Source organism: Saccharopolyspora shandongensis (assembly GCF_900106995.1).
Taxonomy (GTDB): Bacteria; Actinomycetota; Actinomycetes; order Mycobacteriales; family Pseudonocardiaceae; genus Saccharopolyspora; species Saccharopolyspora shandongensis.
Window position 1 is genome coordinate 53,194 of sequence record NZ_FNOK01000016.1, and the last position, 25,180, is coordinate 78,373.

General features: G+C 69.7%; 25 protein-coding genes. 16 read left to right on the forward strand and 9 right to left on the reverse strand.

From position 1 onward, the window contains the following. Positions 1–101 precede the first annotated feature (101 nt). The 3 genes from BLW84_RS18685 to BLW84_RS18695 all read left to right on the forward strand — a co-directional run bounded on the left by BLW84_RS18685 (position 102) and on the right by BLW84_RS18695 (position 3,296). Positions 102–1,505 carry an NAD(P)H-quinone dehydrogenase gene (locus BLW84_RS18685; protein WP_093267015.1) on the forward strand — a complete coding sequence of 468 codons (1,404 nt, stop codon included), beginning with the start codon at positions 102–104 and terminating at the stop codon, positions 1,503–1,505. A gap of 128 nt (positions 1,506–1,633) precedes the next feature. Then, positions 1,634–2,032 (forward strand): thiol-disulfide oxidoreductase DCC family protein, encoded by a 399-nt coding sequence (locus BLW84_RS18690; RefSeq protein WP_093267154.1) that lies wholly within the window; start codon positions 1,634–1,636, stop codon positions 2,030–2,032. Positions 2,033–2,267: 235 nt separating this feature from the next. Further along, positions 2,268–3,296 carry a tetratricopeptide repeat protein gene (locus BLW84_RS18695; protein ID WP_093267016.1) on the forward strand — a complete coding sequence of 343 codons (1,029 nt, stop codon included), beginning with the start codon at positions 2,268–2,270 and terminating at the stop codon, positions 3,294–3,296. 24 nt (positions 3,297–3,320) lie between these two features. On the opposite strand, the gene BLW84_RS18700 is transcribed toward BLW84_RS18695, so the two are convergent. Both BLW84_RS18700 and BLW84_RS18705 read right to left on the reverse strand, forming a co-directional pair. After that, the gene (locus BLW84_RS18700; RefSeq protein WP_093267018.1) at positions 3,321–3,998 is read right to left on the reverse strand and encodes a flavin reductase family protein; all 678 of its coding nucleotides are present in this window, start codon (positions 3,996–3,998) and stop codon (positions 3,321–3,323) included. A 51-nt stretch (positions 3,999–4,049) separates the two neighbouring features. Beyond that, positions 4,050–4,736 (reverse strand): MBL fold metallo-hydrolase, encoded by a 687-nt coding sequence (locus BLW84_RS18705; RefSeq protein ID WP_093267019.1) that lies wholly within the window; start codon positions 4,734–4,736, stop codon positions 4,050–4,052. A 412-nt stretch (positions 4,737–5,148) separates the two neighbouring features. Here BLW84_RS18705 and BLW84_RS18710 point away from each other — a divergent pair, with 412 nt between their 5' ends. The 11 genes from BLW84_RS18710 to BLW84_RS18760 all read left to right on the forward strand — a co-directional run bounded on the left by BLW84_RS18710 (position 5,149) and on the right by BLW84_RS18760 (position 15,869). Continuing rightward, entirely contained in the window at positions 5,149–6,333 is a 1,185-nt protein-coding gene (locus BLW84_RS18710; protein ID WP_093267021.1) for a macrolide family glycosyltransferase, read from the forward strand. Between the two features lie 333 nt (positions 6,334–6,666). Beyond that, positions 6,667–7,992: an L-fuconate dehydratase gene (locus BLW84_RS18715; protein WP_093267155.1), complete on the forward strand. Its 1,326-nt coding sequence runs from the start codon at positions 6,667–6,669 to the stop codon at positions 7,990–7,992. After that, positions 7,985–8,734, forward strand: coding sequence for an SDR family NAD(P)-dependent oxidoreductase (locus BLW84_RS18720; RefSeq protein WP_093267023.1), 750 nt, complete (start codon positions 7,985–7,987; stop codon positions 8,732–8,734). The genes BLW84_RS18715 and BLW84_RS18720 overlap by 8 nt, the downstream gene beginning before the upstream one ends. 13 nt (positions 8,735–8,747) lie before the next feature. Beyond that, a complete protein-coding gene (locus tag BLW84_RS18725) occupies positions 8,748–9,074 on the forward strand; it encodes an L-rhamnose mutarotase (RefSeq protein ID WP_093267024.1) in 327 nt (108 codons plus the stop codon). Continuing rightward, positions 9,071–10,060: an aldo/keto reductase gene (locus tag BLW84_RS18730; protein WP_093267026.1), complete on the forward strand. Its 990-nt coding sequence runs from the start codon at positions 9,071–9,073 to the stop codon at positions 10,058–10,060. Before BLW84_RS18725 ends, BLW84_RS18730 begins: the two co-directional genes overlap by 4 nt. 89 nt (positions 10,061–10,149) lie before the next feature. Continuing rightward, a complete protein-coding gene (locus tag BLW84_RS18735; RefSeq protein WP_093267027.1) occupies positions 10,150–10,983 on the forward strand; it encodes an NAD(P)H-binding protein in 834 nt (277 codons plus the stop codon). Positions 10,984–11,037: 54 nt separating this feature from the next. Beyond that, positions 11,038–11,802: an arginase family protein gene (locus BLW84_RS18740; RefSeq protein WP_093267029.1), complete on the forward strand. Its 765-nt coding sequence runs from the start codon at positions 11,038–11,040 to the stop codon at positions 11,800–11,802. Positions 11,803–12,253: 451 nt separating this feature from the next. After that, complete coding sequence (locus BLW84_RS18745) at positions 12,254–12,706, forward strand: L,D-transpeptidase (protein WP_093267030.1); 453 nt, start codon at positions 12,254–12,256, stop codon at positions 12,704–12,706. 610 nt (positions 12,707–13,316) lie between these two features. Beyond that, a complete protein-coding gene (locus tag BLW84_RS18750) occupies positions 13,317–14,117 on the forward strand; it encodes a GNAT family N-acetyltransferase (RefSeq protein ID WP_093267032.1) in 801 nt (266 codons plus the stop codon). 98 nt (positions 14,118–14,215) lie between these two features. Next, complete coding sequence (locus tag BLW84_RS18755) at positions 14,216–14,953, forward strand: AAA family ATPase (protein WP_093267034.1); 738 nt, start codon at positions 14,216–14,218, stop codon at positions 14,951–14,953. A 229-nt stretch (positions 14,954–15,182) separates the two neighbouring features. After that, on the forward strand, positions 15,183–15,869 hold the full coding sequence (locus BLW84_RS18760; protein WP_093267036.1) for a hypothetical protein: 687 nt from the start codon (positions 15,183–15,185) through the stop codon (positions 15,867–15,869). 117 nt (positions 15,870–15,986) lie between these two features. On the opposite strand, the gene glpK is transcribed toward BLW84_RS18760, so the two are convergent. Both glpK and BLW84_RS18770 read right to left on the reverse strand, forming a co-directional pair. Continuing rightward, the gene (gene glpK / locus BLW84_RS18765) at positions 15,987–17,492 is read right to left on the reverse strand and encodes a glycerol kinase GlpK (protein WP_093267037.1); all 1,506 of its coding nucleotides are present in this window, start codon (positions 17,490–17,492) and stop codon (positions 15,987–15,989) included. 31 nt (positions 17,493–17,523) lie between these two features. Continuing rightward, a complete protein-coding gene (locus BLW84_RS18770) occupies positions 17,524–18,270 on the reverse strand; it encodes an MIP/aquaporin family protein (RefSeq protein WP_093267039.1) in 747 nt (248 codons plus the stop codon). A gap of 434 nt (positions 18,271–18,704) precedes the next feature. Between BLW84_RS18770 and BLW84_RS18775 the strand changes: the two genes are divergently transcribed. Together BLW84_RS18775 and glpD are read left to right on the forward strand one after the other, a co-directional pair. Further along, positions 18,705–19,532: a DeoR/GlpR family DNA-binding transcription regulator gene (locus BLW84_RS18775; protein ID WP_093267040.1), complete on the forward strand. Its 828-nt coding sequence runs from the start codon at positions 18,705–18,707 to the stop codon at positions 19,530–19,532. A gap of 91 nt (positions 19,533–19,623) precedes the next feature. Further along, positions 19,624–21,366, forward strand: a complete 1,743-nt coding sequence (glpD, locus tag BLW84_RS18780) for a glycerol-3-phosphate dehydrogenase (RefSeq protein ID WP_093267042.1) — start codon at positions 19,624–19,626, stop codon at positions 21,364–21,366. Positions 21,367–21,690: 324 nt separating this feature from the next. Here the strand turns inward: glpD and BLW84_RS18785 are convergent, their stop codons facing one another. The 5 genes from BLW84_RS18785 to BLW84_RS18805 all read right to left on the reverse strand — a co-directional run bounded on the left by BLW84_RS18785 (position 21,691) and on the right by BLW84_RS18805 (position 25,125). Beyond that, on the reverse strand, positions 21,691–22,488 hold the full coding sequence (locus tag BLW84_RS18785; protein WP_093267044.1) for an ESX secretion-associated protein EspG: 798 nt from the start codon (positions 22,486–22,488) through the stop codon (positions 21,691–21,693). Further along, a complete protein-coding gene (locus BLW84_RS18790) occupies positions 22,485–23,345 on the reverse strand; it encodes a PPE domain-containing protein (RefSeq protein WP_093267045.1) in 861 nt (286 codons plus the stop codon). The genes BLW84_RS18785 and BLW84_RS18790 overlap by 4 nt, the downstream gene beginning before the upstream one ends. Positions 23,346–23,349: 4 nt before the next feature. Further along, positions 23,350–23,724: a hypothetical protein gene (locus BLW84_RS18795; RefSeq protein WP_093267047.1), complete on the reverse strand. Its 375-nt coding sequence runs from the start codon at positions 23,722–23,724 to the stop codon at positions 23,350–23,352. A gap of 317 nt (positions 23,725–24,041) precedes the next feature. Further along, the gene (locus tag BLW84_RS18800; RefSeq protein WP_093267048.1) at positions 24,042–24,698 is read right to left on the reverse strand and encodes a DUF3558 domain-containing protein; all 657 of its coding nucleotides are present in this window, start codon (positions 24,696–24,698) and stop codon (positions 24,042–24,044) included. 46 nt (positions 24,699–24,744) lie between these two features. Next, positions 24,745–25,125, reverse strand: coding sequence for a DUF1707 SHOCT-like domain-containing protein (locus BLW84_RS18805; protein WP_245761231.1), 381 nt, complete (start codon positions 25,123–25,125; stop codon positions 24,745–24,747). Positions 25,126–25,180: the final 55 nt, after the last annotated feature.

Here is a 25,180-nt window from a genome sequence, read left to right on the forward strand (position 1 = left end):
CGGTGGTCAACTCGCGCGGCACCACCCGAAATGCCTGGACTCGTCGCAGCGTACGGTGAGTTCGGCGCCCACAAGGCAGGCGGACCGAGGAGGAGCGCGAAGTGACCCGCATCGTGATCATGGGAGGCGGCCCCGCGGGCTACGAGGCGGCGCTGGTCGCGGCTTCGAACGGGGCGGATGTCACGCTGGTCGAGCCGGAGGGCCTCGGCGGCGCGTGCGTGCTCTACGACTGCGTCCCGTCGAAGACCTTCATCGCCTCCGCCGGCGCGCGCTCCGCGTTCCGCGACGCCCGCGAGCTGGGCATCCGCACCAAGACCGAGGACTCCGACGTCGACGTCGCGGTGGTGCACGGCCGGGTCAAGGGCCTGGCGCTCGCGCAGTCCGCCGACATCCGCTCCCGGGTCCGCCGCGAGGGCGTGAAGATCCTGCCGGGCCGCGCGCGGTTCACCAACCCGACCAAGGGCATGGCCGTCCACCACATCGGGGTCGACCTGGCCGACGGCAGCTTCGAGGAGCTGTCCGCCGACGTCGTGCTGATCGCCACCGGCGCCACGCCCCGGATCCTCAAGGACGCCGAGCCCGACGGGGAGCGGATCCTGACCTGGCGGCAGCTCTACGACCTGCCCGAACTGCCCGAGCACCTGGCCGTGATCGGCTCCGGTGTGACCGGCGTGGAGTTCGCCTCCGCCTACACCGAGATGGGCGTCAAGGTCACCATGATCTCCAGCCGCGACCGGGTGCTGCCGCACGAGGACGCGGACGCCGCGGCGGTGCTGGAAGAGGTGTTCGCCGAGCGCGGCACCGAGGTCGTCAAGCACGCCCGGGCCGAGAAGGTGGAGCGCACCGACTCCGGGGTGCTGATCCACCTCGCCGACGGGCGGCAGGTCGAGGCCAGCCACGCGCTGATGACCGTCGGCTCGGTGCCCAACACCACCGACATCGGCCTGGAGCGGGTGGGGATCGAGCCCGACCGCGGCGGCTACATCCCGGTCGACCGGGTGTCGCGGACCTGCGTGCCCGGCGTCTACGCGGCCGGCGACTGCACCGGTCTGCTGCTGCTGGCCTCGGTGGCGGGCATGCAGGGCCGCATCGCGATGTGGCACGCGCTCGGTGAGGGCGTCACGCCGATCAAGCTCAAGACCGTCGCGGCGAACGTCTTCACGCACCCGGAGATCGCCACGGTCGGCATCAGCCAGCAGGCGATCGATTCCGGGGAGGTGCCGGCGCGGACCGTGACGATGCCGCTGGCGACCAACCCGCGGGCGAAGATGGAGGGCCTGCGGCGCGGCTTCCTCAAGGTCTTCTGCCGCCCGCAGACCGGCGTGGTGGTGGGCGGCGTCGTGGTGGCGCCGAACGCCAGCGAGCTGATCCTGCCGATCGCGCTCGCGGTGCAGAACCAGGTGACCGTCGACAACCTGGCGAACACCTTCTCGGTGTACCCGTCGCTGTCGGGTTCGCTGACCGAGGCCGGCCGCCTGCTGATGCGCCACGACGACCTGGACTGATCCGCGCCGACCCGTCGGCTCGAACGCTGGCGCGAGCCTCGCGAGGCGGTGCACCGTGTTACCGACCGTCTGGCCGCGCCCACTGGTGGAGGCGGCCGGCGGATCGGGCTGAGAGGGGCGTGCGCGACATGGCAGACCTGCCGGTGCTGATCTACGACGGGGACTGCGGATTCTGCACGCGCAGCGTGCGGCTCGCGGAGCGGCTGCCGGTGCGCATGCGCATCCTGCCTTGGCAGGAGGCGGATCTCGCCGCACTGCGGACCACATCGGACCGAGCCCGGCACGAGGTGCTGTGGGTGGACAGGTCGGGCCGCGTGTTCGGCGGCGCGGCCGCGGTCGCGGAGCTGCTCAAGAACTGCCGCACGCCGTGGCCGGTGCTCGGCCTGTTCATGTCCGCCCCGGTGCTGCGGCTGCTGGCGGAGTGGGCTTACCGGTGGGTCGCGGCGAACCGCTATCGGCTGCCCGGCGCCACCCCGGCCTGCCAGCTGCCGCCTGCTGAGCGCCCTGGCCATTCGGACCGTTCCTGACCGCCACCGGCCTCGGCCAAAAGTACTAGAAGCACTGCCTCCTTCCTGGCCGATCGGTTGAGCCGGGCTGCCAATTCGGCTGAGCCGCCGACCCCTCGCGACGCAATAGCTTTGAAGTCGTTCGGGGGTTCGGAGTGGCCCGCCCTCCGCTTCAGGGGATCGGCGGAGGGCGTGGCCGCGAATCAAATTGGTGCGTCTTGGGCACCAACTCGGTGGAAAGGCCAGGTGGCTCGAGATGTACGGCAAGGCATTCGCTCCGGAGTACCAGGGGAAGCTTCGGGAGATGTCGGTGAACGCGGCCCTCGGGGATGTGCTGGCGGCAGCGTTGGAGCGCGAGTCCCAGGCCGCGGAGGAGGGCGTCGGCCTGGCGCTCGCCCAAGCGCGGCTGGCGGTCGCGGAGGCGTACCGGCGCCTCGGCAGGCTCGACGAAGCGGATGCGGCGTGGCGGGCGAGCTACCGGACGGCCCGCAGCGCGGGGGAGCGGGGCGCGATGGCGTGGGCGCTGTGGAGCGGCGGCACCCTGGCCCGGCAGCGGGGGCAGATGGCCGCCGCGGTGCGCTGGCTCAGCTACGCGCGGGATCTCGCGAAGCAGTCCGGCGAAGTGATCGCGTACGGCTACTCGGTCGCCGGGATCGCCGAAACGCTGCGGATCCGCGGGGACTACGAGGAAGCACGCGAGCTGCACGTGCAGCTGCTGGCCGAGGCCCGCAAGCGGGGCGAGTGCCGGCACACGGTGTGGGCGCTGGAGGGCCTGGCCCAGCTCGACCGCAATGCGGGCGACCTGGACGCCGCGTGGGAGCGGTTCGCGGAGGCCTCCGAGATCGCGGAGGAAGGCGGGGACGAGCGCGGCCTGGCCTGGGCGCTGCGGGGGATGGCGGACGTCGTGTCGTTGCGCGGGGAGCACGACGAGGCGCTGCAGCTGTTGTCGCGAGCCGAGAAGATCTGCCGCCGGATGGACCTGGTCAGTGCGCTGGCCTACAACCGCAAGATGCGCGGCAACGTCCTCTTCCGCGCGTCCTGGCACGGGGAGGCCGCACGCACGTACCGGGACGCGAAGCAGATGTTCCAGTCCATCAACGAACCGCGCGGTGCCGCACTGGCCGAGCTGGGCTTGTTGAAGAGCCTCGACAAGCTGGGGCGGCCGCGTCCCGCCACCGAGCGCGACCTGTGCGCCTTGCGGGACCGGTTGGACAGCCGGGAACTGCGGCACACCAGGCGAATGGTGGAGGAGGCGATCAGCGAAATGGTAGAGGTCGCCGCCTGAGCAAGGGCACATCCGCTCGCCGGCCTAGACCGACGTTGTCGCGTCCTTCCGGTGCGGGGTCTGGGAACGAAAGCTGTGGCCTAGTTCCCGGCCGAGCCCGAAGTAGTGGCGGAAGTTGTAGATCAGGGGGCTCCACGCTGTCGGGTCGATGTGGTCCGTGCCACCGACGACGATGCGCGGATCGCAGTGCACCCGCAGCACCCGCGCCTCGATGATGCGGAAGCTTCCGGTGGCATCGGCTCGAACCCGTGTCGCGCGGGCCTCCAGTTGAACCGGGCACTCGGCGACGCGGGGCGGGCGCACCAGGTTCGAAGGCTCCGGGCGCAGCCCGGCGGCCCCGAACTTGTCCGGTTCGAAGCGGAACACGCCTCGCTTCTGGTCCGGAACCGGGTTCCGGCCGGTCAGGGGCGCGAGGCGTTCAACCGCGGGCCACTGCTCGGGCGAGGGGAAGTTGATCACGAGATCGGGGCGAGCCTCGAGATTGGCCGCGGTGTGGGAGCTGCCGCCCATCCCGAGGACCATCACGTCGCCGAGGGCCCAGGCGGACGACATCGGCGCGAGGTTCGCGGTGCCGTCGGCGTTCTCGGTCGACAGCAACGCCACCGGCGTTCCGAAGTACAGGACGCTCGGCGCGATGGTCACGTGATCGACATCGGCACCGCGGCTGGTCCGGAAGTCGTTGCTGGACGATGTGGTTTCCATGGAGAGAACGGTAAGGAGGTGTTGCTTCGGCGTGGAGCGAAGTGTTGTGGACTACGCCGTGAGTTGCTTCGTCGTCGCGCGAAGTCCGGCGCCGGCGTTGCCGGTGATCGGCTCCCCATGGCCGAAGCAGGCGACCTCGGTGTCGAGTTCCGCGAGGCGGTGGAACGACTCGATGGTTCGCGCGCGATCGACGTTGAATGTGCCGAGCATCAGCCGACCGACGTTGGCGATGGTGTCTCCGGTGAAGAGAATCCGGCTCCTTGACAAGTAAACAGCGATGCTTCCACCGGTGTGCCCCGGGATGGAGAGCACCTGTGCACCGCCGCCGAAGTCCAGCACGTCGCCGTCGGCGAGCTCCTGGTCGACGGGGCAGGGCGGCGGCGACGGGAGAGTCGGAGCGATGCTCTCGAAGAGGGGACGTTCCCAGTCGAGCAGCACCGGATCGGCCTGCTTCCGCTCACCACGTACGACGGGTGCGTCCGCGCTGTGGGCCAGCACGGGTGCGCCGGTCGCGGTGCGGAGTTCGGCAGCGGAACCGGTGTGGTCCTCGTGCCCGTGGGTGATGACGATCCGGTCGAGCTCGGCGTTCAGTTCGGCCAGTAGCCCCGTGATGGCCGGGCTGGATCCGGCGATACCGGTGTCGATGAGGGTTGCCGAGCGGCCCTCGCGCAACAGGTACGCCTGTCCGAACTCGAGCCGCAGGAAGTACAGGTTCGGCACTATCTCGGTCACGTCCATGCCGGCAACCTAAGCCACTTCCCGGCCGCCCCTTCCGGTTTTCGTTGCAGGCGAACAGGTTTGACGCGCGGCCGGAGACCCAGCACCCGGGCCGCGAAAATCGGCGCGACATCCGCTGAGGCGCTCCGTTATGCTCGGCGCATGGCCTACGAGCAGTACTACCTCTGATCAGGACGCCGCGATGGCGGCGGCCCCCGGGCGGCTACACCGCCCGATCTTTCCGCACTTCGGTGCGCATCATTCCCAGTCCGGGAATCCACCGCTCGCACATTCCGAGCGCTGACCGCTGATGTTCTGCCGTCCGCGTTCAGGTGTTCGGTGCGAGGCGGTTGCATGCGACCGGTGCGGCGATCCGATTGCCTTTCACGCTCCTCGCTGGGGCGAGGGCGTTTCTGACCAGGAGTAGAACCAGATGGCCGACACGGCTCAGAACAGCTACCGCACCAGGCCCGCGCACATCGCGTTCATGTCGATGCCGGCGCACGGGCACGTGAACCCGGGCCTCGGGCTGGTCGCCGAACTGGTGGCCCGCGGGCACCGCGTCACGTACGCGACGACCGACGACTTCGCGCCACAGGTGGCGGAGGCCGGCGCGACGCCGGTCCGCTACACCTCGACGCTGCCGGGATCGTCGGCGGATGCGCAGGAATGGCCGGAGGAACAGGTCGCGGCCCAGGAGATGTTCCTCGAAGAGATGATGGCCGTGGTGCCGCAGCTCGAACAGGCGTACGCGGCCGACCGGCCGGACCTCATCGTGTACGACGTCGCGGGCTTCCAGGCGCTCGTACTGTCGGAGAAGTGGCAGGTGCCCCGCCTCCAGTTGTCGCCGACCCACGTGTACTTCGAGGGCATCGAGGAGACCTTCGGCATCGAGTTCTCGCCGGAGGCCCTCGCGGTGCAGGCGAAGTACGACGAGTACTTCGCCCAGCAGGGCACCGAGCTGGTCTTCCGCGACGTGGAGAAGTCGAACCGCTGCGTCGTGACCATTCCCCGCTCCTTCCAGTACTTCGGGGAACGGGTCTCGGACTCCTACACCTTCGTGGGGCCGATGCTGACTGAGCGCGCGTTCCAGGACGATTGGCAGGCGCCGGACTCCCGTCCGGTGCTCGTGATCTCCCTGGGTTCGGCCTACAACAACCGGGTGGAGTTCTACCGCAAGTGCCTGCGTGCGTTCGCCGATCTCGACTGGCACGTGGTGATGTCGGTGGGGCGGTCGACCGATCCGGCGGAACTCGGTGAGATCCCGCCGAACTTCGATGTGCGGCAATGGATTCCGCAGTTGCGGGTGTTGTCGCAGGCCAGCGCGTTCATCACGCACGCGGGCATGGGCGGCACGATGGAGGGCCTGTACCACGAGGTGCCGCTGATCGCGGTTCCGCAGGCGGCCGACCAGTTCATGAATGCGGCCCGGATCGGAGAACTCCAGCTGGGCACGCAGGTCGATTGCGAGTCGGTGACCCCGGAGCAGCTGCGGGCCGCTTTGGAGCAGGTTACGTCGAGCGAGGTGATCCGGCTGCGGTTGAAGGAGATGCGGCGGGAGATCCTGGAATCCGGCGGCCTGCGACGGGCCGCTGAAATCGTCGAGTCCCTGCTCTGACGAAAGCGGTCGAGGTGGGCTGCCGAGCAATCGGGCAGCCCATCATCCGCCGCCGGGCTGATGCCGCGTTCCACGAGCGCCGAAGCCCGCTCTCGGTGTCGGCCCGGCCGAGCAAGCTCGCAATGCCGCAACACGGTCACAACGGACTTCCGGCGGCCTGGCCCTCCGGCGAGTGGCCCACCCACGGGTGAAACCGGAGACCGACCCTCCTCGCCGAACAGGTACCGCACGCCGGGCGCGAAGTGAATCTTGGAATTCGCTGTTCCGGTAGCTATACCTGAGGGCACGCGTTGCCGGGAGGAGCGCGGACGTGCCTGAGGCGAGGTGGACGTGATGGCTGGGACGATCAGGGGGATTCGGACCTACGACATCCGGTTCCCCACCTCCCGCGAGCTGGACGGTTCGGACGCGATGAATCCGGACCCGGACTACTCGGCGTCCTACGTCGTGATCGACACCGATGCGGACGACGAGGTCGAGGGGCACGGCTTCGCCTTCACCATCGGCCGCGGCAACGACGTGCAGACCGCCGCGATCAAAGCCCTGGAACCGGCCCTGGCCGGCCGGGACCTCCAGCACACTCTGGACGATCTCGGCGGCATGTGGCGAGACCTGGTGCACGATTCCCAGCTGCGCTGGCTGGGCCCGGAGAAGGGCGTGGTGCACATGGCGATCGCCGCCGTGATCAATGCGCTCTGGGACCTGAAGGCCAAGAGGGCCGGCAAGCCGCTGTGGCAGCTGCTCGCCGAGTCGACGCCGGAACAGCTGGTCGACCTCGTCGACTTCCGCTACCTGAGCGATGCCCTGACCCCGGATGAAGCGCTGGACATCCTGCGCCGGGCCGAACCGGGGCGCGCCGCCCGGGCGGCGGAGCTCCGCGACGGCGGCTACCCGGCGTACACCACGACGCCGGGGTGGCTCGGGTATTCCGACGAGAAGTTGCGCAGGCTCTGCCGGGAGGCGGTCGACCTGGGGTTCCGGCAGCTGAAGCTCAAGGTCGGCGCAGACCTCGCGGACGACGTCCGCCGGATGCGGATCGCCCGCGAGGAGGTCGGCCCGGACATCCGTATCGCCGTCGACGCCAACCAGCGCTGGGACGTGGGGACCGCGATCGACTGGATCCGGGAACTCGCGCCGTTCGACCCGTGGTGGGTGGAGGAGCCGACCAGCCCGGACGACGTGCTCGGCCACGCGGCCATCGCGCAGGCGATCGCGCCGGTCCGGGTCGCCACCGGCGAGCACGTGGCGAACCGGGTGGTGTTCAAGCAGATGTTGCAGGCGAACGCCCTGTCCTACCTGCAACTGGACGCCGCACGGGTGGCCGGTGTCAACGAGAACGTGGCGATCCTGTTGCTCGCGGCGAAGTTCGGGGTGCCGGTGTGCCCGCACGCGGGCGGGGTGGGCCTGTGCGAGCTGGTGCAGCACCTGGCCATGTTCGACTTCGTCGCGGTGTCGGGGTCGATGGAGGATCGGGTCATCGAGTACGTCGATCACCTGCACGAGCACTTCGTCGATCCGGTGACGATCCGCGGCGGCAACTACCTGGCACCCGACCGCCCCGGGTTCTCCGCACAGCTGCGACCGGAAACGCTGGTCGAGTACGCGTATCCCGACGGCCCGGTGTGGACGTCGAACGGGAGGGGACGGATGCATGAGTGAATTCGCCGGACGGACCGCCGTCGTCACCGGGGCCGGTTCGGGCATCGGGCTGGCGGTCGCCACCGAGCTGGCCGCGCGCGGAGCCGCCGTCGCCGCCCTGGACCTCGATCCGTCCGGCACGCCGGCGGACGTGCTGGGGTTGCGCTGCGACGTGACGGACGAGGAGTCGGTGTCCGCCGCCGTCGAAGAGGTGGTGCAGCGGCTCGGCGGCGTGGACGTCCTGGTCAACAACGCCGGAATCGGTGCTCAGGGCACCGTTGAGACCAACGCCTACGACGAGTGGAACAAGGTCTTCGACGTCAACGTCCTGGGCATCGTGCGCACGACCCGGGCGTGCCTGCCGCACCTGCGCCGGTCCTCGGCCGCGGCGATCGTGAACACCTGCTCGATCGCGGCCACCGCAGGACTGCCCAACCGGGCGCTCTACAGCGCGAGCAAGGGGGCGGTGCTGTCGCTGACCATGGCGATGGCCGCCGACCACGTGACGGAGGGAATCCGCGTCAACTGCGTCAATCCAGGCACCGTCGACACTCCGTGGGTGCGCCGACTGCTCGAGGCGGCCGACGACCCGGAGGCGGAGCTGCGCGCGTTGCAGGCCCGCCAGCCCAGCGGGCGGCTCGTGTCGGCGGCCGAGGTGGCGGGGGCCGTTACCTACCTCGCCGGTCCGGCGGCCGGGGCGACCACCGGCACGGCGCTCGCCGTGGACGGCGGAATGCAGGGCCTGCGCCTGCGGAAGAGCTGAGAGGAAGCCGGAGATGCAGCGAATCGCCCTGCACACCAAGCTGAAACCCGGCAAGGAAGCGGAGTACGAGCAGGTGCACGCGGTGATCCCGGCGGAGCTGGATGCGGCCCTCCGCGCCGCGGGCGTGCACAGCTGGCGGATCTGGCGCGACGGCCAGGACTTGTTCCACGTGGTGGAGGTCGAGGACTACCAGGCGATGCGGCATGCGCTGCGCGACCATCCGGCGAACGTCGCCTGGCAGGCCACGATGTCCGAGCTGCTGGCCGTCGAGGACGACTACTCGGGCACCGACACCGGCCTGCCGCAGGTGTGGGAGCTGCCCGGGAGTGGGGGCGCATGAAGTCCGTTCGGCTGGGCGGATCGGCGGTTGCGGTCTCGGCGCTCGGATTCGGCGGCGCGGTGATCGGCAACCTCTACCGCGCGGTGGACGAGGACACCGCGTTCGGAGCGGTGGATGCGGCGTGGAACGCGGGCATCCGCTTCTTCGACACCGCCCCGCACTACGGGCTCGGGCTCGCCGAGCGACGACTCGGCCGGGCCCTCGCCGGGCGGCCGCGGGACGAGTTGGTCGTGTCGACCAAGGTCGGCCGGCTGCTCGTACCCGATCCACGCGGCTCGGCGCGGCGGGACGACGCGGGCTTCGACGTTCCCGCAGACCACCGGAGGGTGTGGGACTTCAGCGCGGACGGGGTGCGGCGTTCGCTGGATGCCAGCCTGCACCGGCTCGGCTTGGACCGGATCGACGTCGTGCTGATCCACGACCCGGACGACCACTGGGAACAGGCCGTCGGCGAGGCGTACCCGGCCCTGCACGAGCTCCGATCGCAGGGCGTGATCGGCGCGGTCGGGGTCGGCATGAACCAGTGGCGGATGCTGGAGCGGTTCGCCGCCGAAACCGACGTCGACGCGGTTCTGCTGGCGGGCCGGTACACCTTGCTCGAGCAGTCCGCAGTGGACACCATGTTGCCGACGTGCCTCCGGCGCAACGTATCGGTGCTCGCGGCCGGTGTCTTCAACGGCGGGGTACTGGCCACCGACGAGCCAGGCCCGGAAGCGATGTACGACTACGCCCCGGCCGCGCCGGAGGTGCGGGCGCGCGTGACGCGGATGGCCGAGGTGATCCACCGGCACGGCGCGAGCGTGCCGCAGGTGGCGATGGCTTTCGTCGCTTCGCATCCGGCCGTCGCGAGCGTCGTGGTGGGCGCTCGATCCGCGGCGGAGGTCCGGGGCAACGCCGAACTGTTCGGTCGCGCGATCCCGGCCGAGCTCTGGGGCGACCTGATCGCGGAGGGCCTGCTACGTCCCGACTCGGTGCTTCCGGTCTGACCCGGTTGTCGGGTTATTCAGTTGACCTCGAGCGCGGTGGAGGTCCTAGCTTGGGAAGTGATCATCGAACGCTCTGAGGGGATTTCTTCATGACCGTGTTGGTAACCGGCGCGACGGGGAACGTCGGACGGCGCCTGGTGGATCGCCTGCTGGCTGCCGGGACGCAGGTGCGGGCGTTGACCAGGCGCCCGGAAGCGGCCGGGCTACCGGGTGATGTCGAGGTGCTCCGGGGCGACCTCGCCGATGCGGATGCGCTGGCGACGGCGCTGGCCGGGGTCGACGGCGTGTTCCTGTTCCCGGTGCCCGAAGGGATCGAGGCGTTCGTCGAGCGGGCGAAGGCGGCCGGTGTCCGACGTGTCGTTGTGTTGTCGTCGAAGGCGGTGGAGTTCGCCGACGGCAACGCGATCGGCGAGCGGCACCGGGTGATCGAGGAAGCCGTGGAAGCGGGCGGCTTCGAGTGGACGTTCCTGCGGCCCGGCGCGTTCGCGACCAACACCCTGGCCTGGGCCGACTCGATCCGCGCCGAAGGAGTCGTCCGCGAGCCGTTCGTCGATGCCCAGCAGACGCCGATCCACGAGGACGACATCGCGGCGGTGGCGGAGACCGCACTGCTGGAGGACGGGCACGCCGGAGCGGTCTACGCGCTGAGCGGGCCGGAGGCGCTCACGGTGCGCGAGCAGGTGCAGGCGATCAGCGCCGCGATCGGCCGCGAGGTCGGGCTTGAGGAGCAGACGCTGGAGCAGGCCCGTGCGCACATGGTCGCCGAAGGCATGCCGGAAGCCATCGCCGACGTGCTGCTCTCCTACGGGGAGCGGAACGTGGAGAACGCGGAGCCGCCGGTGCGGACGGTCGAGCAGGTGACCGGGCGCCCGGCGCGCACGTTCGCCCAGTGGGCCGTCGACCACGCGGACGACTTCCGTTGATGCGGAAAGGAAAACCGGTCGCCGATGGTGTCCCGGAACGCCTAATCTCTTGATATGACGATTGTTTCGGTTCCGTACCACCTCGACGAGCGGTTGCCGGAGCCTGGCCTTCCGCTGCCGTCCGACGCCACGACGGTGGAGATACCCCTGCCGGACGGCGACGTGTGGCAGCGTCTCGGCGCGCTGTACTCCGTTGCCGTTGACGAGGTTGCTCGGGTGGCCGGCCGAGGCGAGGTGCCGACCGTGGTCTCGGGGGACTGCATGGTGTCGCTCGCCGTTCTCGCCGGACTGCAGCGGGCGGGAACCGACGCGGCGATCGTCTGGTTCGACGCGCACGGCGACGTGCAGACCGTCGAGACCACGGAATCCGGCTACGTGGGCGGGATGCCGCTGCGGATCGCGGTGGGCTACCGCCCCGAGCTGATCGCGGACCGGCTCGGGCTCCGCCCGCTGCCGGAGAACCGTGCGCTGCTGGTGGACGCCCGGGACCTGGACGATTCGGAGGCCGAGTACCTGGCGACCTCGGACATCGCGCGGTGCGAGGTCGATGAGATCACCGAGGCCGTCCTGCCGGACGGGCCGCTGCTCCTGCACATCGACCTGGACGTGATCGACGCCGCCGAGTTTCCCGGCATGAGCTTCCCGGTCGGCGGTGGGCCGACGCGGTCGGCGGTGCTCACCGCGATCCGGCGGATCCTGTCCACCGGGAGGGTCCGGGCATTCGACGTCGCCTGCACCTGGCGGCCCGATGAGCAACACGGCGAAGCCAGGGCGCGAATCCTGGCAGACCTGGTGGCGGCGAGCGAAGCGCCGCACTAGGTATTCCGCCGGAACGGCAACGATCTTCGTCCGGGCGCGGCCGGCCGCACCCGGGAGAGCCACACCGCCATGCCGCGACGCGTCGCCCCTCGACCGGCGCGCGGCGGTGCCATGAGCCGGGTGGTGCGTTCGGCACGCACCACCCGGCCGCAAACCCAGCCGGCAGGGCATGGGGCATCGGCCCGGATTTGGCCCGTAGGCCGTTGATTTCTCACTCCAGGTGTTCGGTCGTGCACGGTCTGCTTATCGGCCATTTGGCCCCGGAGTGGGATTCGTCACTTGGCCCGGATATGCTGTTTTCCCAGCGGAGAAGGGCAATCGGGAATCACGCGCGCCTTTCTCGGATTTGCTGCCAGGCGTGGCGTGATCACTCAACGGTTCCGGACGCCGCACGGGAATGTGGCACCGTCTATGCGAGCACAGCGATGCGCACGCAGACGTGAGGAGGAAGATGAACAGCAGGAAAGCGTCCGCGCTGGCCGTGGCGGCTCTGGTTGCGGGCGGCGTGCTGACCGGCGGCGTGGCAACCGCACAGGCCGCGGGCGGCAGCCCGAGCCCTTGCCGGGCGAGCGCCAAGGCGTGCGTGAGCCTGTCGACCAACCAGGCCTGGCTCCAGAAGGACGGAACCACCAGCTACGGCCCGGTGCCGATCACCAGCGGCAAGCCGGGGTCGGAGACCCCGACGGGCATCCACCGGGTGCAGTGGAAGGACGCCGACCACCGCAGCACGGAGTTCAACAACGCGCCGATGCCGAACTCCGTGTTCTTCACCAAGACCGGAATCGCGTTCCACGAGGGCAGCCTCCAGGCCAAGTCCAACGGCTGCGTGCACCTGTCGACGACGGCGGCCAAGCGGTTCTTCGACTCCCTGAACCCGGGCGACGAGGTCCAGGTAGTCCCCTGACGCGGCCTGCATTCGCAGCACGCCGCCGGGCGGACATCCTCAAACGTCCATTGTGGATGAAAGGTGTCGCCGCCAACGGAAGCGCGTGCAGGTTTCCGCCGCCGGTCCGAAGATTCGAGCAGCGGCGGTTCGGTCCCGATCCACGGGCGCCGACTCGACCAGCTCGTCCTGCGGCTCAGAGTGATCGGTGGTCACCTCGGCGGAGCCCGCTTCCCGGTGCGGCTCTCCAGCAAGAATCAGCTGAATGCACTGGGACGCGGGCGTTCCTGAAGCTCCGCACTACGGGTGGCCGCTTCGTGCGCTTGCAGGAGCGCCCACCGAACCTTCCTTCGCCCTTTCGCATGATCTCCGACCGCCGAAGCGCACTACGCCTACCGGAAGTCCAACAACTGGGCTCCGAAGGACATGCTCGCGAAGAACGCCTGCTACCAGGGCAGAGCGCCCGGTTTCGCAGAGGGCGCGGTCAGCTCGACCGCCGTCACCGGCCCTGGCTGGAGAGCTTCGGGTGCACGCGCGTGATCGCGGGTACGCCCTATGATCCACTGGGGCGCCGGAAGTCGTGTACCAATCGGCCCGCTTCCCGCGTACTCGACGAATTTGAGGAGTTTCGGTGACGGACCTCGCGGACTCGATCGAATCGATGGAGCAGCTCGCCGTGGTCTGGCGCGCCATGGTGCTCGACCGGGATCCGGGTGCCGATGTGCGAGATCTTCCGGGCATCGCCATTCGCTGGGCCGACTGCCGGTTCCTCTTCTGGAACTGCATCACGTTGACCGAAGTCGGCGCGGACGCGGGACACGTCGGGCAACGCCTGGGCCAGGCAGCGGACATCATGCGCTCGAAGCAGCATCCGGGTTTCCTGTGGATCTTCGAGGACCTCCTCGCCGACGATGCCCGCGCGACGCTGAGCGAAGCAGCCGAGCGAGCCGGGTTGGAGCACGCCTTCCCCGGCACCGGCATGGCCGGCGACCTGCTCCCCATCCCCGAGCCCAGCCACCCCGACCTGACCTTCGTGCGCGTGACCACCGACGAACAGCTGCGCACCTACGCAGACCTCAACTCCCGCGCCTACGGATTCCCCTTGGAGGACGGCCGAGACGGGCTCGTCGGGTCCACGCTGTGGAAGAACCAGGCGCACGCCTACCTGGGCCTGCGCGACGGCGTGCCGGTGACGTGCGCTGCGGCCGTGGAAGCAGCAGGCCGCCTCTTCGTCGTCCTCGTCGCCACCGCCCCGGAGTGGGAGCGCAAGGGATACGGCGAGGCGGTCACGCGGAAGGCGCTGTACGAGGGTGGCCAGGCCACCGGACTGACCCGCGCCACCCTGCACGCGACCGCCGCCGGGGCACCTGTGTACCCGAGGATCGGCTTCAACCCGAATTCGCCGATGCACTTCTACAGCCTGAAGAACTGATCCCACCCGCGGTGCGAAGCCGCGTCTTGCGTCCCGGGCATGTGCACCCCGCCGGCTCGGGCCGCGCACCTGATTACGACGGTCGATAGGGAAGGTCGATGCTCGTCCGCCGCGCCTACATCCCCGAAGCGCAACGCCCCGAGTCGTTCGGCACCTGGCCGTACACGGTGCCGTGCGTCGCCGAACTCGCCGAGCGCGGCCTGACCTTCACCGCGCCGGTGACCATGCTCGTCGGTGAGAACGGGTCCGGGAAGTCGACGTTGGTCGAGGCGATCGCGGAGGGCTTCAAGCTCGACTCGCACGGCGGACGGGCCGGCCGCAAGTACGTCAACGACCGGCCCAAGACCCCGCTCGGGGACGTGCTCAAGCTGGAGACCACCCCGATCGGCAGCCGGATGCTGACCGGACCGAGGTCGCGGCGCAAGGGCTTCTTCCTGCGCGCCGAGACCGCGTTCGGGCTGCTGAACACCGTGAGCGGCGTGTACGGCTATTGGGATGAGGACACCTCGACCATGTCCCACGGCGAGGGATTCCTGACGGTGTTCGGGGCGATGTTCCGGGACCGCGGGTTCTACGTCATGGACGAGCCCGAGGCCGCGCTGTCCTTCGAGTCCTGCCTGAAGCTGGTCGGGTTGATGCACGAGCTCGGCAGCTCCGGCGCGCAGATCATCTGCGCGACGCACTCGCCGATCCTGGCCGCCACGCCCGGTGCGGACATCATCGAAGTGGGCGAGCACGGAACCCGCCGCGTGAAGTGGAACGAGCTCGACCTGGTCGACCACTGGCGCCGATACCTGGCAGACCCCGGCCTCTACCTGCGGCACATCACCGAATGAACCAACACCATCAAGGCCATCCGCGCTATAGATGGGGTTACCGCATGACGGCTGTGTCGCGATTGCAGTGCACAGGCACGAGGACTCCGACCAGAGGTTTGGCGATGCGATCCCGTTGACCTGCCCCCCGCTCCGAGCGTGCGCGGAGGCCGGGTCGATCAGGCGAGCAGGCCGGCTCCGGTGTCCGGGCCGCTTGCATTGCCGATTCCGACAGTGGAAAGGGGCATGAATGACTGGCTACGACGGTGAAGTCTGGGATCCATTCGGCACGTTGCGCCACGCGTTGTGGATCGGCGGCGGGCAATGGGCGGGCAAGTCCACCGTCGCGCGACTCCTGGCCGTCCAATACGGTCTTACCGCCTATCACTACGACTACCACGACGCTCGTGCCCACAACGATCGCCGGATCGCCCGCCGCATCGAACTTGGTGAGCCGTCCGCCGAGCCCGACCCGGACACCGTGTGGGTCCACCCCACTCCCGAGGACATGGCCGCCCAGACCCTGGCCGGATTCCCGATCCGATTCGAGTGGGCTCTGGACGACCTGCGGGCACTCGTCTCAGGACGTCCGATCATCGCCGAAGGATGGGGACTGCGGCCCGAGCTCGTCGCACCCATCACCGACTCACCGCGCCGGATGGTCGTCATGGTGCCCACGCGGGAGTTCCGCCAGCATCAACTGCGCGCACTACCTCGGGCCGCAGCCTTCGGGCAGCAGGTCAGCGACCCCACCCGAGCGCAGCAGAACCGGCTCGCCCGGGACCGCCTCGTTGCTGACGAAGCTGTCCGCACGGCGCGGCGACTCGGCATCCGCGTGATCGAGGTCGACGGCTCCCGCGACGCCGAAGCCGTTGCCAACAGCATCGCGGACCACTTCGCCCCTTACCTCCCGCCGCCCGAGCCGGTGCATTCCTGATCACCCGTGCGATCCCATAACAGCGACGGCGTGACCTGCACCAAGCTGATCCGCAAGGTGCCGGTCACGCCGCTGTGCTGCTCGCCCGAAAGCGCCTGACCTACGGCCGGGAAGGGCTCACTCGACCCAGTCGAAGGTCTTGGTGACAGCTTTCTCCCACTGGCGGTACTGCTTCTCGCGGAGTTCCGCCGGCATCGTCGGGTCCCACTGCTTGTCCTTGGCCCAGTTCGAGCGGATGTCCTCCTCGCTGGACCAGAAGCCGACCGCGAGGCCCGCCGCGTAGGCCGCGCCGAGCGCCGTGGTCTCGGCGACCACCGGGCGGATCACCGGGACACCGAGGATGTCGGCCTGGAACTGCATCAGCAGTTCGTTCTGCACCATGCCGCCGTCGACCTTCAGCGACTTCAGCGGGACGCCGGAGTCGGCGTTCATCGCCTCGATCACCTCGCGGGTCTGGAACGCCGTCGCTTCCAGCACCGCGCGGGCCAGGTGGCCGCGGTTGACATAGCGGGTGAGCCCGACGATCGCGCCGCGCGCGTCGGAACGCCAGTGCGGGGCGAACAGCCCGGAGAACGCGGGCACGAAGTACGCGCCGCCGTTGTCGTCGACGGAGCGCGCGAGCTGCTCGATCTCCGGGGCCGTGCCGATGATGCCCAGGTTGTCCCGCAGCCACTGCACCAAGGAGCCGGTGACGGCGATGGAACCTTCCAGGCAGTAGACCGTTTCGCGGCTGCCGATCTTGTAGCCGACCGTGGTCAGCAGGCCGTTCTCGCTGATCACGCGCTCCGTGCCGGTGTTGAGCAGCACGAAGTTGCCGGTGCCGTAGGTGTTCTTGGCTTCGCCGGGCGACAGGCACGCCTGCCCGAAGGTGGCGGCCTGCTGGTCGCCGAGGATGCCGGAGATCGGGATCCCCCCGAACACGCCGCGCTCCCGGAACTTGCCGTACACCTCCGACGAGGACCGGATCTCGGGCAGCATCGCCATCGGCACGCCGATCTCGGCGCAGATGTCGGCGTCCCACTCGAGCCGTTCCAGGTCCATCAGCAGCGTGCGGGACGCGTTGGTCGGGTCGGTGATGTGCAGGCCGCCGTCCGGGCCACCGGTGCTGTTCCACAGCACCCAGGTGTCCATGTTGCCGAACAGCAGCTCGCCCTTCTCGGCACGCTCCCGGGCACCGTCCACATTGTCCAGGATCCACTTCACCTTGGGGCCGGAGAAGTAGGTGGCCAGCGGCAGACCGGTCTTGCTCTGGTACCGGCCCTGGCCGCCCTCGCCGGCGGCCAGCTCGCCGACGATCTCGTCGGTGCGCGTGTCCTGCCAGACGATCGCGTTGTAGACCGGTTTGCCGGTGGCCTTCTCCCACACCACGGTGGTTTCCCGCTGGTTGGTGATGCCGCAGGCCGCGATGTCGGAGGCCACCAGGTCGACCTTGGCCAGCGCGCCCGCGCAGACCTGCCGGGTGTTGGCCCAGATCTCGTTCGGGTCGTGCTCGACCCAGCCCGCCTTCGGGAAGATCTGCCGGTGTTCAATCTGGTCGACCGAAACGACCCGACCGGAGTGGTCGAAGATCATGCACCGCGTCGAGGTTGTTCCCTGGTCGATTGCGGCGACGTACGAGGACATCTCGTTCTACCTTCCTAAGTGGATCGTTCGGTCAGCTGATGGGGAGGGCCAGGGCCAGCAGACCGGCCAGCACACCGCCGATGATCGGGCCCACGATCGGAATCCAGGAGTAGCCCCAGTCGGCCGAGCCCTTGCCGCGGATCGGCAGGATCGCGTAGGCGATGCGCGGCCCGAGGTCGCGAGCCGGGTTGATGGCGTACCCGGTCGGCCCGCCGAGCGAGTTGCCGATGCCGATCACGATGAAGGCGACCGCGGCGTAGCCGAGCGCGGAGTTGCCGAACGACGGCACACCGGGAGTTTCACCGACACCGGCCTGCGGGCTCAGGATGATCCAGAAGACCAGGACGAACGTGCCGATGATCTCGGTGACGAGGTTCCACGGAGCGTTGGGCACGGTCGGGCTGGTGGAGAAGATGCCGAGCGTGTTGGCCGGGTCGTCGTGGGTGTCGAACTGCAGCTTGTAGGCGGCCCAGCACAGGATCGCGCCCAGCGTGCCGCCGACGAGTTGCGCGGCGATGTAGATCGGGACCTCGGACCACGGCGTCTGGCCGTTCACCGCGAGCCCGAGGGTCACCGCCGGGTTGATGTGCGCGTTGCTCGGCGCCGCGACGCTCGCGCCGGCGAAAACCGCGAAGCCCCAACCAAAGTTGACGAGCAGGAAACCGCCTTCGTAGCCGCGGTTCTTGCGCAGCACGGTGTTTGCGACGACACCGCAACCTAGCAGGGTGAGAACAGCCGTCCCCATCATCTCCCAGAGGAAGATCTCACCAAAGCTCATGCTGCCGTTCCCCTCTTAATGCCGCCATTGGCAAAGGCGGGTTCAGTGACTGTCCGAGATGGAATGAGTCGGGACGGTACTGCCGCATAGCAACACGTGTCCATGCCTGCCGCCACTCGTGGCAACAGGTTGGTCTGAACCGCCTAGTCCCGCGTCTCGGCTGGTAGTAGCGGATGCCCGAACCGTCGATCGGTGATCTTGATCGACCGGTGGCGCGGGCCCGGTGGACGGCCCGCGACGGGGGCGTACCCCGGGCATCGTTGCGCATGGCAAGTCACATTAGACTTGTGAAAACAAACGTTGCAAGACGGTTCCGATGGTGTTTTTATCGAACTAGGTGATGACACCGCGTAGGCTCGGCCGTCGCGCCAGGCTGGTGACAGCCGCGCACCGGTCGGTCGGAGCGCGATGACCAGGGATTTTGGAGGACGACGATGTCCGCTCGACGCCCGTCCGGGAAGCAGCAGGACCGGCGGCGCAAGATCACCGAGCTGGTCATGGCGGAAGGCACCATGCGGATCGACGACCTCGTCGAGACCGTCGGCGCCAGCGCGATGACGGTCTACCGCGATCTCGCCGATCTCGAGTCCCAGGGCTTGGTGCATCGCAACCGCGGCTATGTCTCGGCGGCCTCATCACTGCTCTACGAGGCCGCGTCGGAATACCGCTTGCAGCAGAACACCGCGGAGAAGGAGGAGATCGCGCAGGCCGCGGCGGAACTGATCGAGCCGGGGCAGGCGCTGGTGCTCGACGACTCGACGACCGGCGTGTACCTGGCCCGGCTGCTGCCGGAGCGCGCTCCGCTGACCGTCGTCACCAACCACCGCGGGGTGTTCGGCGAACTGGCCGGCGCGTCGGGCATCAGCCTGATCTGCGTTGGCGGCGATTACCTTCCGTGGGCCGACGCGTTCGTCGGCGGGATGGCTCTGGACGCGCTGCGGAATTTGCGCGTCGACCTGGCGATCATGTCGGTCTCCGCCGTGACCGATGGGATTTGCTGCTACCCGCAACAAGAAATGGTGCAGATCAAGAAAGCCATGCTGGCCTCGGCGCGGCGTCGCGTGCTCTACGTCGATCACACCAAGTTCCGGCGGCGGGCGCTGCACGCGGTCGCTCCGGTCGAGGACTTCGACGTCGTGATCGTGGATTCGCAGACGACGAGCGCCGACATCGAGGTGCTGCGCGACCGCGGCGCGCGGGTCGAGCAGGCGGGAAATACGCGGAGTGCCGTGCCGAGCACGAAGGGTGCTGGTCGGGCATGATGACCGTCGCTGGACGGACTGGTGCCGAGTCCGGTTCCGCGTCGGCGAGGTGCTCAGCGGTGGGACGCGATTCGAGCGAGGAGGACGCCTGGTGTCCAAGGACAAAATCGAAATCGACAACCGGTTGAAGGGCACGTTGGGCCCGGCGGACCGGGTGGAGAACTGGCGTCGGCTCGGTTCCGACGAGTTCGACGTGGTGGTGATCGGCGGTGGCGTGGTCGGCGCGGGCGCGGCGCTGGACGCGGCGACCCGCGGGCTGCGGGTGGCGCTGGTCGAGGCGCGCGACCTGGCGGCCGGCACCTCCAGCCGTTCCAGCAAGTTGTTCCACGGCGGACTCCGCTACCTGGAGCAGCTGGAGTTCTCGCTGGTCCGCGAGGCACTCCGGGAGCGCGAGCTGATGCTCACCCGGCTCGCGCCGCACCTGGTGAAGCCGGTTCCCTTCCTGTACCCGCTGACCCACCGGATCTGGGAGCGCCCCTACACCGCCGCGGGCCTGTTCCTCTACGACACGATGGGCGGCGCCCGCTCCGTGCCGGGGCAGAAGCACCTTTCCCGCGCGGGCGCGCTGCGGATGGTGCCGGCGCTGAAGCGCAACGCGATGATCGGCGGGATCCGCTACTACGACGCCCAGGCCGACGACGCCCGGCACACCATGACGGTGGCCCGCACCGCCGCCCGCTACGGCGCCGTGATCACGACGTCCACCCAGGTCACCGGTTTCCTCAGGGAGGCCGACCGGGTCGCCGGCGTCCGGGTGCGCGACGTGGAGTCCGGTGACGAGGTCGAGGTCCGCGCGCAGGCCGTGATCAACGCGACCGGCGTCTGGACCGACGAGCTGCAGAAGCTCTCCGGCGGGCGCGGGCGTTTCCGGGTCCGCTCCAGCAAGGGCGTGCACATCGTGGTGCCCCGCGACCGGATCGTCGCCGAGGCCGGCATGATCCTGCGCACCGAGAAGTCGGTGCTGTTCGTCATCCCGTGGGGCAACCACTGGATCGTCGGCACCACCGACACCGACTGGCACCTCGACCTGGCGCACCCGGCGGCCACCAAGGCCGACATCGACTACCTGCTGGAACACGTCAACTCGGTGCTGGCGACGCCGCTGACCCACGACGACATCGAAGGCGTGTACGCGGGACTGCGGCCGCTGCTGGCCGGTGAGAGCGAGGAAACCTCGAAGCTGTCCCGGGAACACGCGGTCGCGCGCGTCGCGCCCGGGCTGGTGGCGATCGCCGGCGGCAAGTACACGACGTACCGGGTCATGGCGGCCGACGCCGTCGACGCCATCGCGCCGGACATCACCGGGCGGATGGCTTCGTCGATCACCGACCGGGTCCCGCTGCTCGGCGCCGACGGGTACCACGCGCTGGTCAACCAGGCCGATCAGCTGGCCGCCGCGCACGGCTTGCACCCGTACCGAATCCGGCACCTGCTGGACCGCTTCGGCTCGGAGATCCACGACGTGCTCGCCCTCGGCGACGACCGGCCCGAGCTGCTCAAGCCGATCCCGGCGGCGCCGAACTACCTGCAGGCCGAGGTGGTTTACGCGTGCAGCCACGAAGGCGCGCTGCACCTGGAGGACGTGCTGACCCGGCGGACCCGGATCTCCATCGAGTACGCGCACCGCGGCGTCGACTGCGCGGAACCGGTCGCTCGGCTGATGGCGGAGGTCCTCGGCTGGGACGACGCGCGCGTCGCCCGCGAGGTCGAGGTCTACGCGAAGCGGGTCGAGGCGGAGCGGGATTCGCAGACGCAGCCCGACGACCAGGCGGCCGACGCGAAGCGCTCGGCGGCACCGGAAGCACGCGAGCGCATCATCGAACCGGTGGTGTGAGGGCGTATTCGGCTCGGTGAGTCCCTTGGGGTGCTTGGCATCCCGAGGGACTCACCGAGGTTTTTCCAACCTCAATTTGCGTGGCAGTGCGGGTAGCGGAACCTCAGACGCTCCCTGGACTGTGGGTGCCCCTCCTTATGTATGTCCAATACGCGGCGGAGGGGCCGTCCTCGCCGAGGGAGCCCCGGAGGGGTGGGCACCGTGAACCCGCGGCGGTGCCGGTTGCGGGGGTGGGCCTGAAAGCGCCTCCGGCGCTTGGCGGCAGCGTGCGCGGTAACGGCATGTCGGATGTCGCAGGCACAGTCGCTCCAGGATGAAAAAGACTCACTGGTTTTCGGACACCTCGGCGAGCAGTTCCTCGACGTGGCCGACCAGGCGCCGGGTGTCGGCCGGTGCGACGGTGCTCCACACGTCGCCGGACGGAGATTCCCGCCGCAGCTGGGCATAACGGCCGTGCGCGGTGTCGAAGAATCCGATGACGTGGTCGGCGCGGATGCGGCGGCCGTACCGGTCCCGGGCCGCGGTGCCGAACTGCCCGCGCGCTTCGACCCCGGCCACCATGCTCATCAGCGTTTCGGCGTCGTCCGGGCGGATTCCACGCCGCTGCAACGCGTTGTGCAGCCGCTCGACGTTGTCGCCCGCCTCCTCGGCGGCGCCATCGAGATCGCTGCTGGGCACGGACACCGAACGGCCCGGGCCGGGCGGCAGCGTCGGCAGCACCGAAACCGCTTCGCGCGGCAGCCCGGTCGCCGCCGCGGCCCGCAGGCTCAGCGCGTCCTGGTCCTTGACGACCAGCACCGCTCGTTCGGCTTCGGCGTCGGACGCCGCGAGCACCCGCACGCTGCGTCCCATCCAGATCCGCCCGTCGACCTCGCGGCAGGGACGCGCCAGCAGCCGCAACATCCATTCGAGCTCGGGATCGAGGTCCGCCGGGCGGCCGAGGTCGCGGGCGCCCAGCGACCGCCACGCCGATTCCACCAGCTTCGCGCGCTCGGAGTGGGTGCGCCCGGGCGATGGGACCTTCAACACCAGCGGCATGGTGTCCAACCCGATGTGCTCCGTGAGCACGTCGAGCTCCAGCGCCGACAGGGTCAGCTGCCGGCCGGTGTCGGTGACCGTCATTGTCCGGGCTCGCCGCCGATCACCGGGCGGGACAGGGTCTGCGGTTCGTCGAAGAACCCGCCCGGGCGGCCGACCTGCTCGGTCACCTTCCGGTCCACCGCCTCGTCGCGGTTGTTGCGGCCGCGCTTGCCGGCCGCACGGCCGTCACCGCCGCGCACCGGCCCACCGCCGCTTCCCGGCCGTCCCGACCGCTGTTCGGGGAGACGGCTGGAAAGCGTCGGCTGAGTCGTCGCGATCCGCGTCGCGGGCGCGGGCGTGGCGCCCCAGCTGATGGTCACGTTCTGCTGCCCGCCCGGGGCCCCGGAACCGCCGCTGACCGGCGCGTCGACCACCACCTGCGGCGGCTGGGTGAACGATGCCAGCGACGTGGTGTTGGCCTGCGTCGACGCCTCGTACGTGCGCATCACGTCGAAGGCCCGCTGCTCGGCGGCGTTCTGCCTGGCCTCCTGCAGCTCGTAGTCGGTCTGCCCGCCGAAGAGGTGCGTCAGCAGCGTTTCCGCGGTGCTCGGCTCCTCGGAGGTCACCTGCACCGGCGGCGGCATGTCCTGACGGGCCTTGCTGATGAACTCGGCCTGCTGCTCGGCGCGTTCCCGCATCACGGAGGTGGCCTGCTGGGCTTGGGCCGCCCAGTTGCCCAGCGGACGCACGCCGCCGTGCGCGCTGTCCGCGGCGATGCCCTGCCAGCCCGCCATCGCCGACGACAGGGCGGACGCCAGCCCGGCGTCGATGTCGCCGAGCGCGCGGGCGAGTTCGCTCCAGCGGCGCACGCTGTCGATCGAGCCGTTCGCGCCGGGACCCTCGTGGATCTGCGCGAACAGCTCGGGGTGGCGGTATCCCTGCCAACGGTGGTCGCTCATCGGATCAGCAACCTCCGCCGATGCCGTACGCGCTGTCACCGTCGATCCGCTCGTACTGGCGGTTGGCGAGCCGCAGCGACTCGGCGGCCGCCTGCAGCTGGTCGCGGTAGCCGCACAGCGCGGTCAGCGCGTCCTCGCCGCCGCCGACGGAGCGCCGGTTGAATTCCTCGGCGGCGTCGGCGCTGATCGGATCGCCGGCCCAGGGCCGGATGCGCAGTTCGGTGATGGCGTGCTCGATCTGCAGGCCGACCGCGTCCAGCGATTCCTGCAGCGCGTTCACCAGCCTCGGGATGGAGGCTGGCTCGACTTGCACCGAGCCACCCGACATCCCGGGCAGGGCGCTGGTCGAGCTGTCGCCCCACGGAGCAGTGAGCGGCACGTTTTCCCCTCCCACAGGTAAGGGCCTGGTCAGCGGGTGCAGGGCCCTTGTGCCTGAACGCCCGGGCGGATGTAGGGCGGCGGGGCCCTGGCCGGGTGTTTGCGGGCACCTGGCGTTGCGGGGGCCCGAGCGATCAAGCTACTAAACGTCCGCCGAACACTGTAGTCAGCAAACATCACGCTGGGGAGTGCTCCAAACGCGGTGAGTATCGCCCATTCGGTTGCAGAGCGTGAAAATCGCAGGACATGGGGCGGTTTTGAGGGCCTCGAAGCGGCCCGAAGACGTGATGTTGCCGACCCGAGCGGAGGAGCCGACGGCTACCGGGGCGATGTCTGCCGGGGCTTGGTCGTCTGGGTCGGCTTTTCCGGGGCGGCCAGGCTCGCGAGGGCGTCCTCGGCGACCCGCTGGGCGCCGGCGCAGAGCTGGTCGACCGGCGGCGGCGGTTGGCCGCCGTCGTCGCGGTAGAGCACGTCGAGGTGCTGGAGCTCGGCGACGTCCACCGCGACGTTGCAGGACAGGTCCAGGCCCGGGGTCTTGATCACCAGCGCGGGGAAGCCGCCGATCACCACCGGCGAGGCCTCCACCTGCGCGGTGTCGTCGGTCCACACCCCCATGCTCTCGGTGGTGATCAGCGCCAGCCGGGCGCCGACCTTGGCCGTGGTGTTGCGGTAGCTGCAGGTCGCCGCGTCGCCGAAGCCAGCCTCGGAACCCGGCAGCGGCTCCCGGTCGAAGCCGAGCTGGTTGCGCTGGTCGTCGGTGAGCAGCTCGCACGGGTCCACGCCGTCGAGGGCGAGCTCGAACGGGCGCGGCGGCAACGGCGGGGGAGCGCTCGTCGTGGGCAGCGGCGGCGGCAGCGGAGCCCTGGTGTCCGACGTCGGCTCCGACTGCCACAGGCCGCACCCGGCGAGGGTGAGCGAACCGGCGGCGAGCAACGCGCTCAGCCGCCACGCCCCGGTGATCCGCGAGCTGTGCATGGCCTCACCGTAACGAAACGTGGCCGGTCGTGACGGAGGGCGGCGATCAGCGTCGCCAGGAGAACCAGAGGACGGCGATCAGGGGAAGCAGCAGGACCAGGGCCAACTGACGCGCGACCACCAGCAGGAAGACGACCACGACGACGGCGCAGACGGCCAGCACGATCTTCCCGGTCGCCGGTGGCGCAGCGGCGCGGATCGCCGGGGCGACCGGGCGCGGCGGCTCGCTGGGCCGCGGCTCGGGCAGGTCGTCGAACAGCGGGGTCAGCTCGGAGCGGAACCGGGCGGCCGCGACCAGGCGGCAGCGCTCGTCGTACTCGGTGACGTCGAGGCGCCCGGCGGAGAAGTGCTCGCCGAGCAGCCGCATGGCGTTCTCCCGCTCGGGGTCGCCGATCCGGAGGTCCTTGCCCCGTCGACCGTTGTCCACGCCTCCATCCTACGTTCGGCGGACCTCCGGTCGGGGCGGTCGGCACCGGATTCCG

Coding starts and splice junctions, on each gene's coding strand:
- BLW84_RS18690 (WP_093267154.1), top strand. CDS start 1,634: ATGGCAGACCTGCCGGTGCTGATCTACGACGGGGACTGCGGATTCTGC.
- BLW84_RS18695 (WP_093267016.1), top strand. CDS start 2,268: ATGTACGGCAAGGCATTCGCTCCGGAGTACCAGGGGAAGCTTCGGGAG.
- BLW84_RS18700 (WP_093267018.1), bottom strand. CDS start 3,998: ATGGAAACCACATCGTCCAGCAACGACTTCCGGACCAGCCGCGGTGCC.
- BLW84_RS18705 (WP_093267019.1), bottom strand. CDS start 4,736: ATGGACGTGACCGAGATAGTGCCGAACCTGTACTTCCTGCGGCTCGAG.
- BLW84_RS18710 (WP_093267021.1), top strand. CDS start 5,149: ATGGCCGACACGGCTCAGAACAGCTACCGCACCAGGCCCGCGCACATC.
- BLW84_RS18715 (WP_093267155.1), top strand. CDS start 6,667: ATGGCTGGGACGATCAGGGGGATTCGGACCTACGACATCCGGTTCCCC.
- BLW84_RS18720 (WP_093267023.1), top strand. CDS start 7,985: ATGAGTGAATTCGCCGGACGGACCGCCGTCGTCACCGGGGCCGGTTCG.
- BLW84_RS18725 (WP_093267024.1), top strand. CDS start 8,748: ATGCAGCGAATCGCCCTGCACACCAAGCTGAAACCCGGCAAGGAAGCG.
- BLW84_RS18730 (WP_093267026.1), top strand. CDS start 9,071: ATGAAGTCCGTTCGGCTGGGCGGATCGGCGGTTGCGGTCTCGGCGCTC.
- BLW84_RS18735 (WP_093267027.1), top strand. CDS start 10,150: ATGACCGTGTTGGTAACCGGCGCGACGGGGAACGTCGGACGGCGCCTG.
- BLW84_RS18740 (WP_093267029.1), top strand. CDS start 11,038: ATGACGATTGTTTCGGTTCCGTACCACCTCGACGAGCGGTTGCCGGAG.
- BLW84_RS18745 (WP_093267030.1), top strand. CDS start 12,254: ATGAACAGCAGGAAAGCGTCCGCGCTGGCCGTGGCGGCTCTGGTTGCG.
- BLW84_RS18755 (WP_093267034.1), top strand. CDS start 14,216: ATGCTCGTCCGCCGCGCCTACATCCCCGAAGCGCAACGCCCCGAGTCG.
- BLW84_RS18760 (WP_093267036.1), top strand. CDS start 15,183: ATGACTGGCTACGACGGTGAAGTCTGGGATCCATTCGGCACGTTGCGC.
- glpK (WP_093267037.1), bottom strand. CDS start 17,492: ATGTCCTCGTACGTCGCCGCAATCGACCAGGGAACAACCTCGACGCGG.
- BLW84_RS18770 (WP_093267039.1), bottom strand. CDS start 18,270: ATGAGCTTTGGTGAGATCTTCCTCTGGGAGATGATGGGGACGGCTGTT.
- BLW84_RS18775 (WP_093267040.1), top strand. CDS start 18,705: ATGTCCGCTCGACGCCCGTCCGGGAAGCAGCAGGACCGGCGGCGCAAG.
- BLW84_RS18785 (WP_093267044.1), bottom strand. CDS start 22,488: ATGACGGTCACCGACACCGGCCGGCAGCTGACCCTGTCGGCGCTGGAG.
- BLW84_RS18790 (WP_093267045.1), bottom strand. CDS start 23,345: ATGAGCGACCACCGTTGGCAGGGATACCGCCACCCCGAGCTGTTCGCG.
- BLW84_RS18800 (WP_093267048.1), bottom strand. CDS start 24,698: ATGCACAGCTCGCGGATCACCGGGGCGTGGCGGCTGAGCGCGTTGCTC.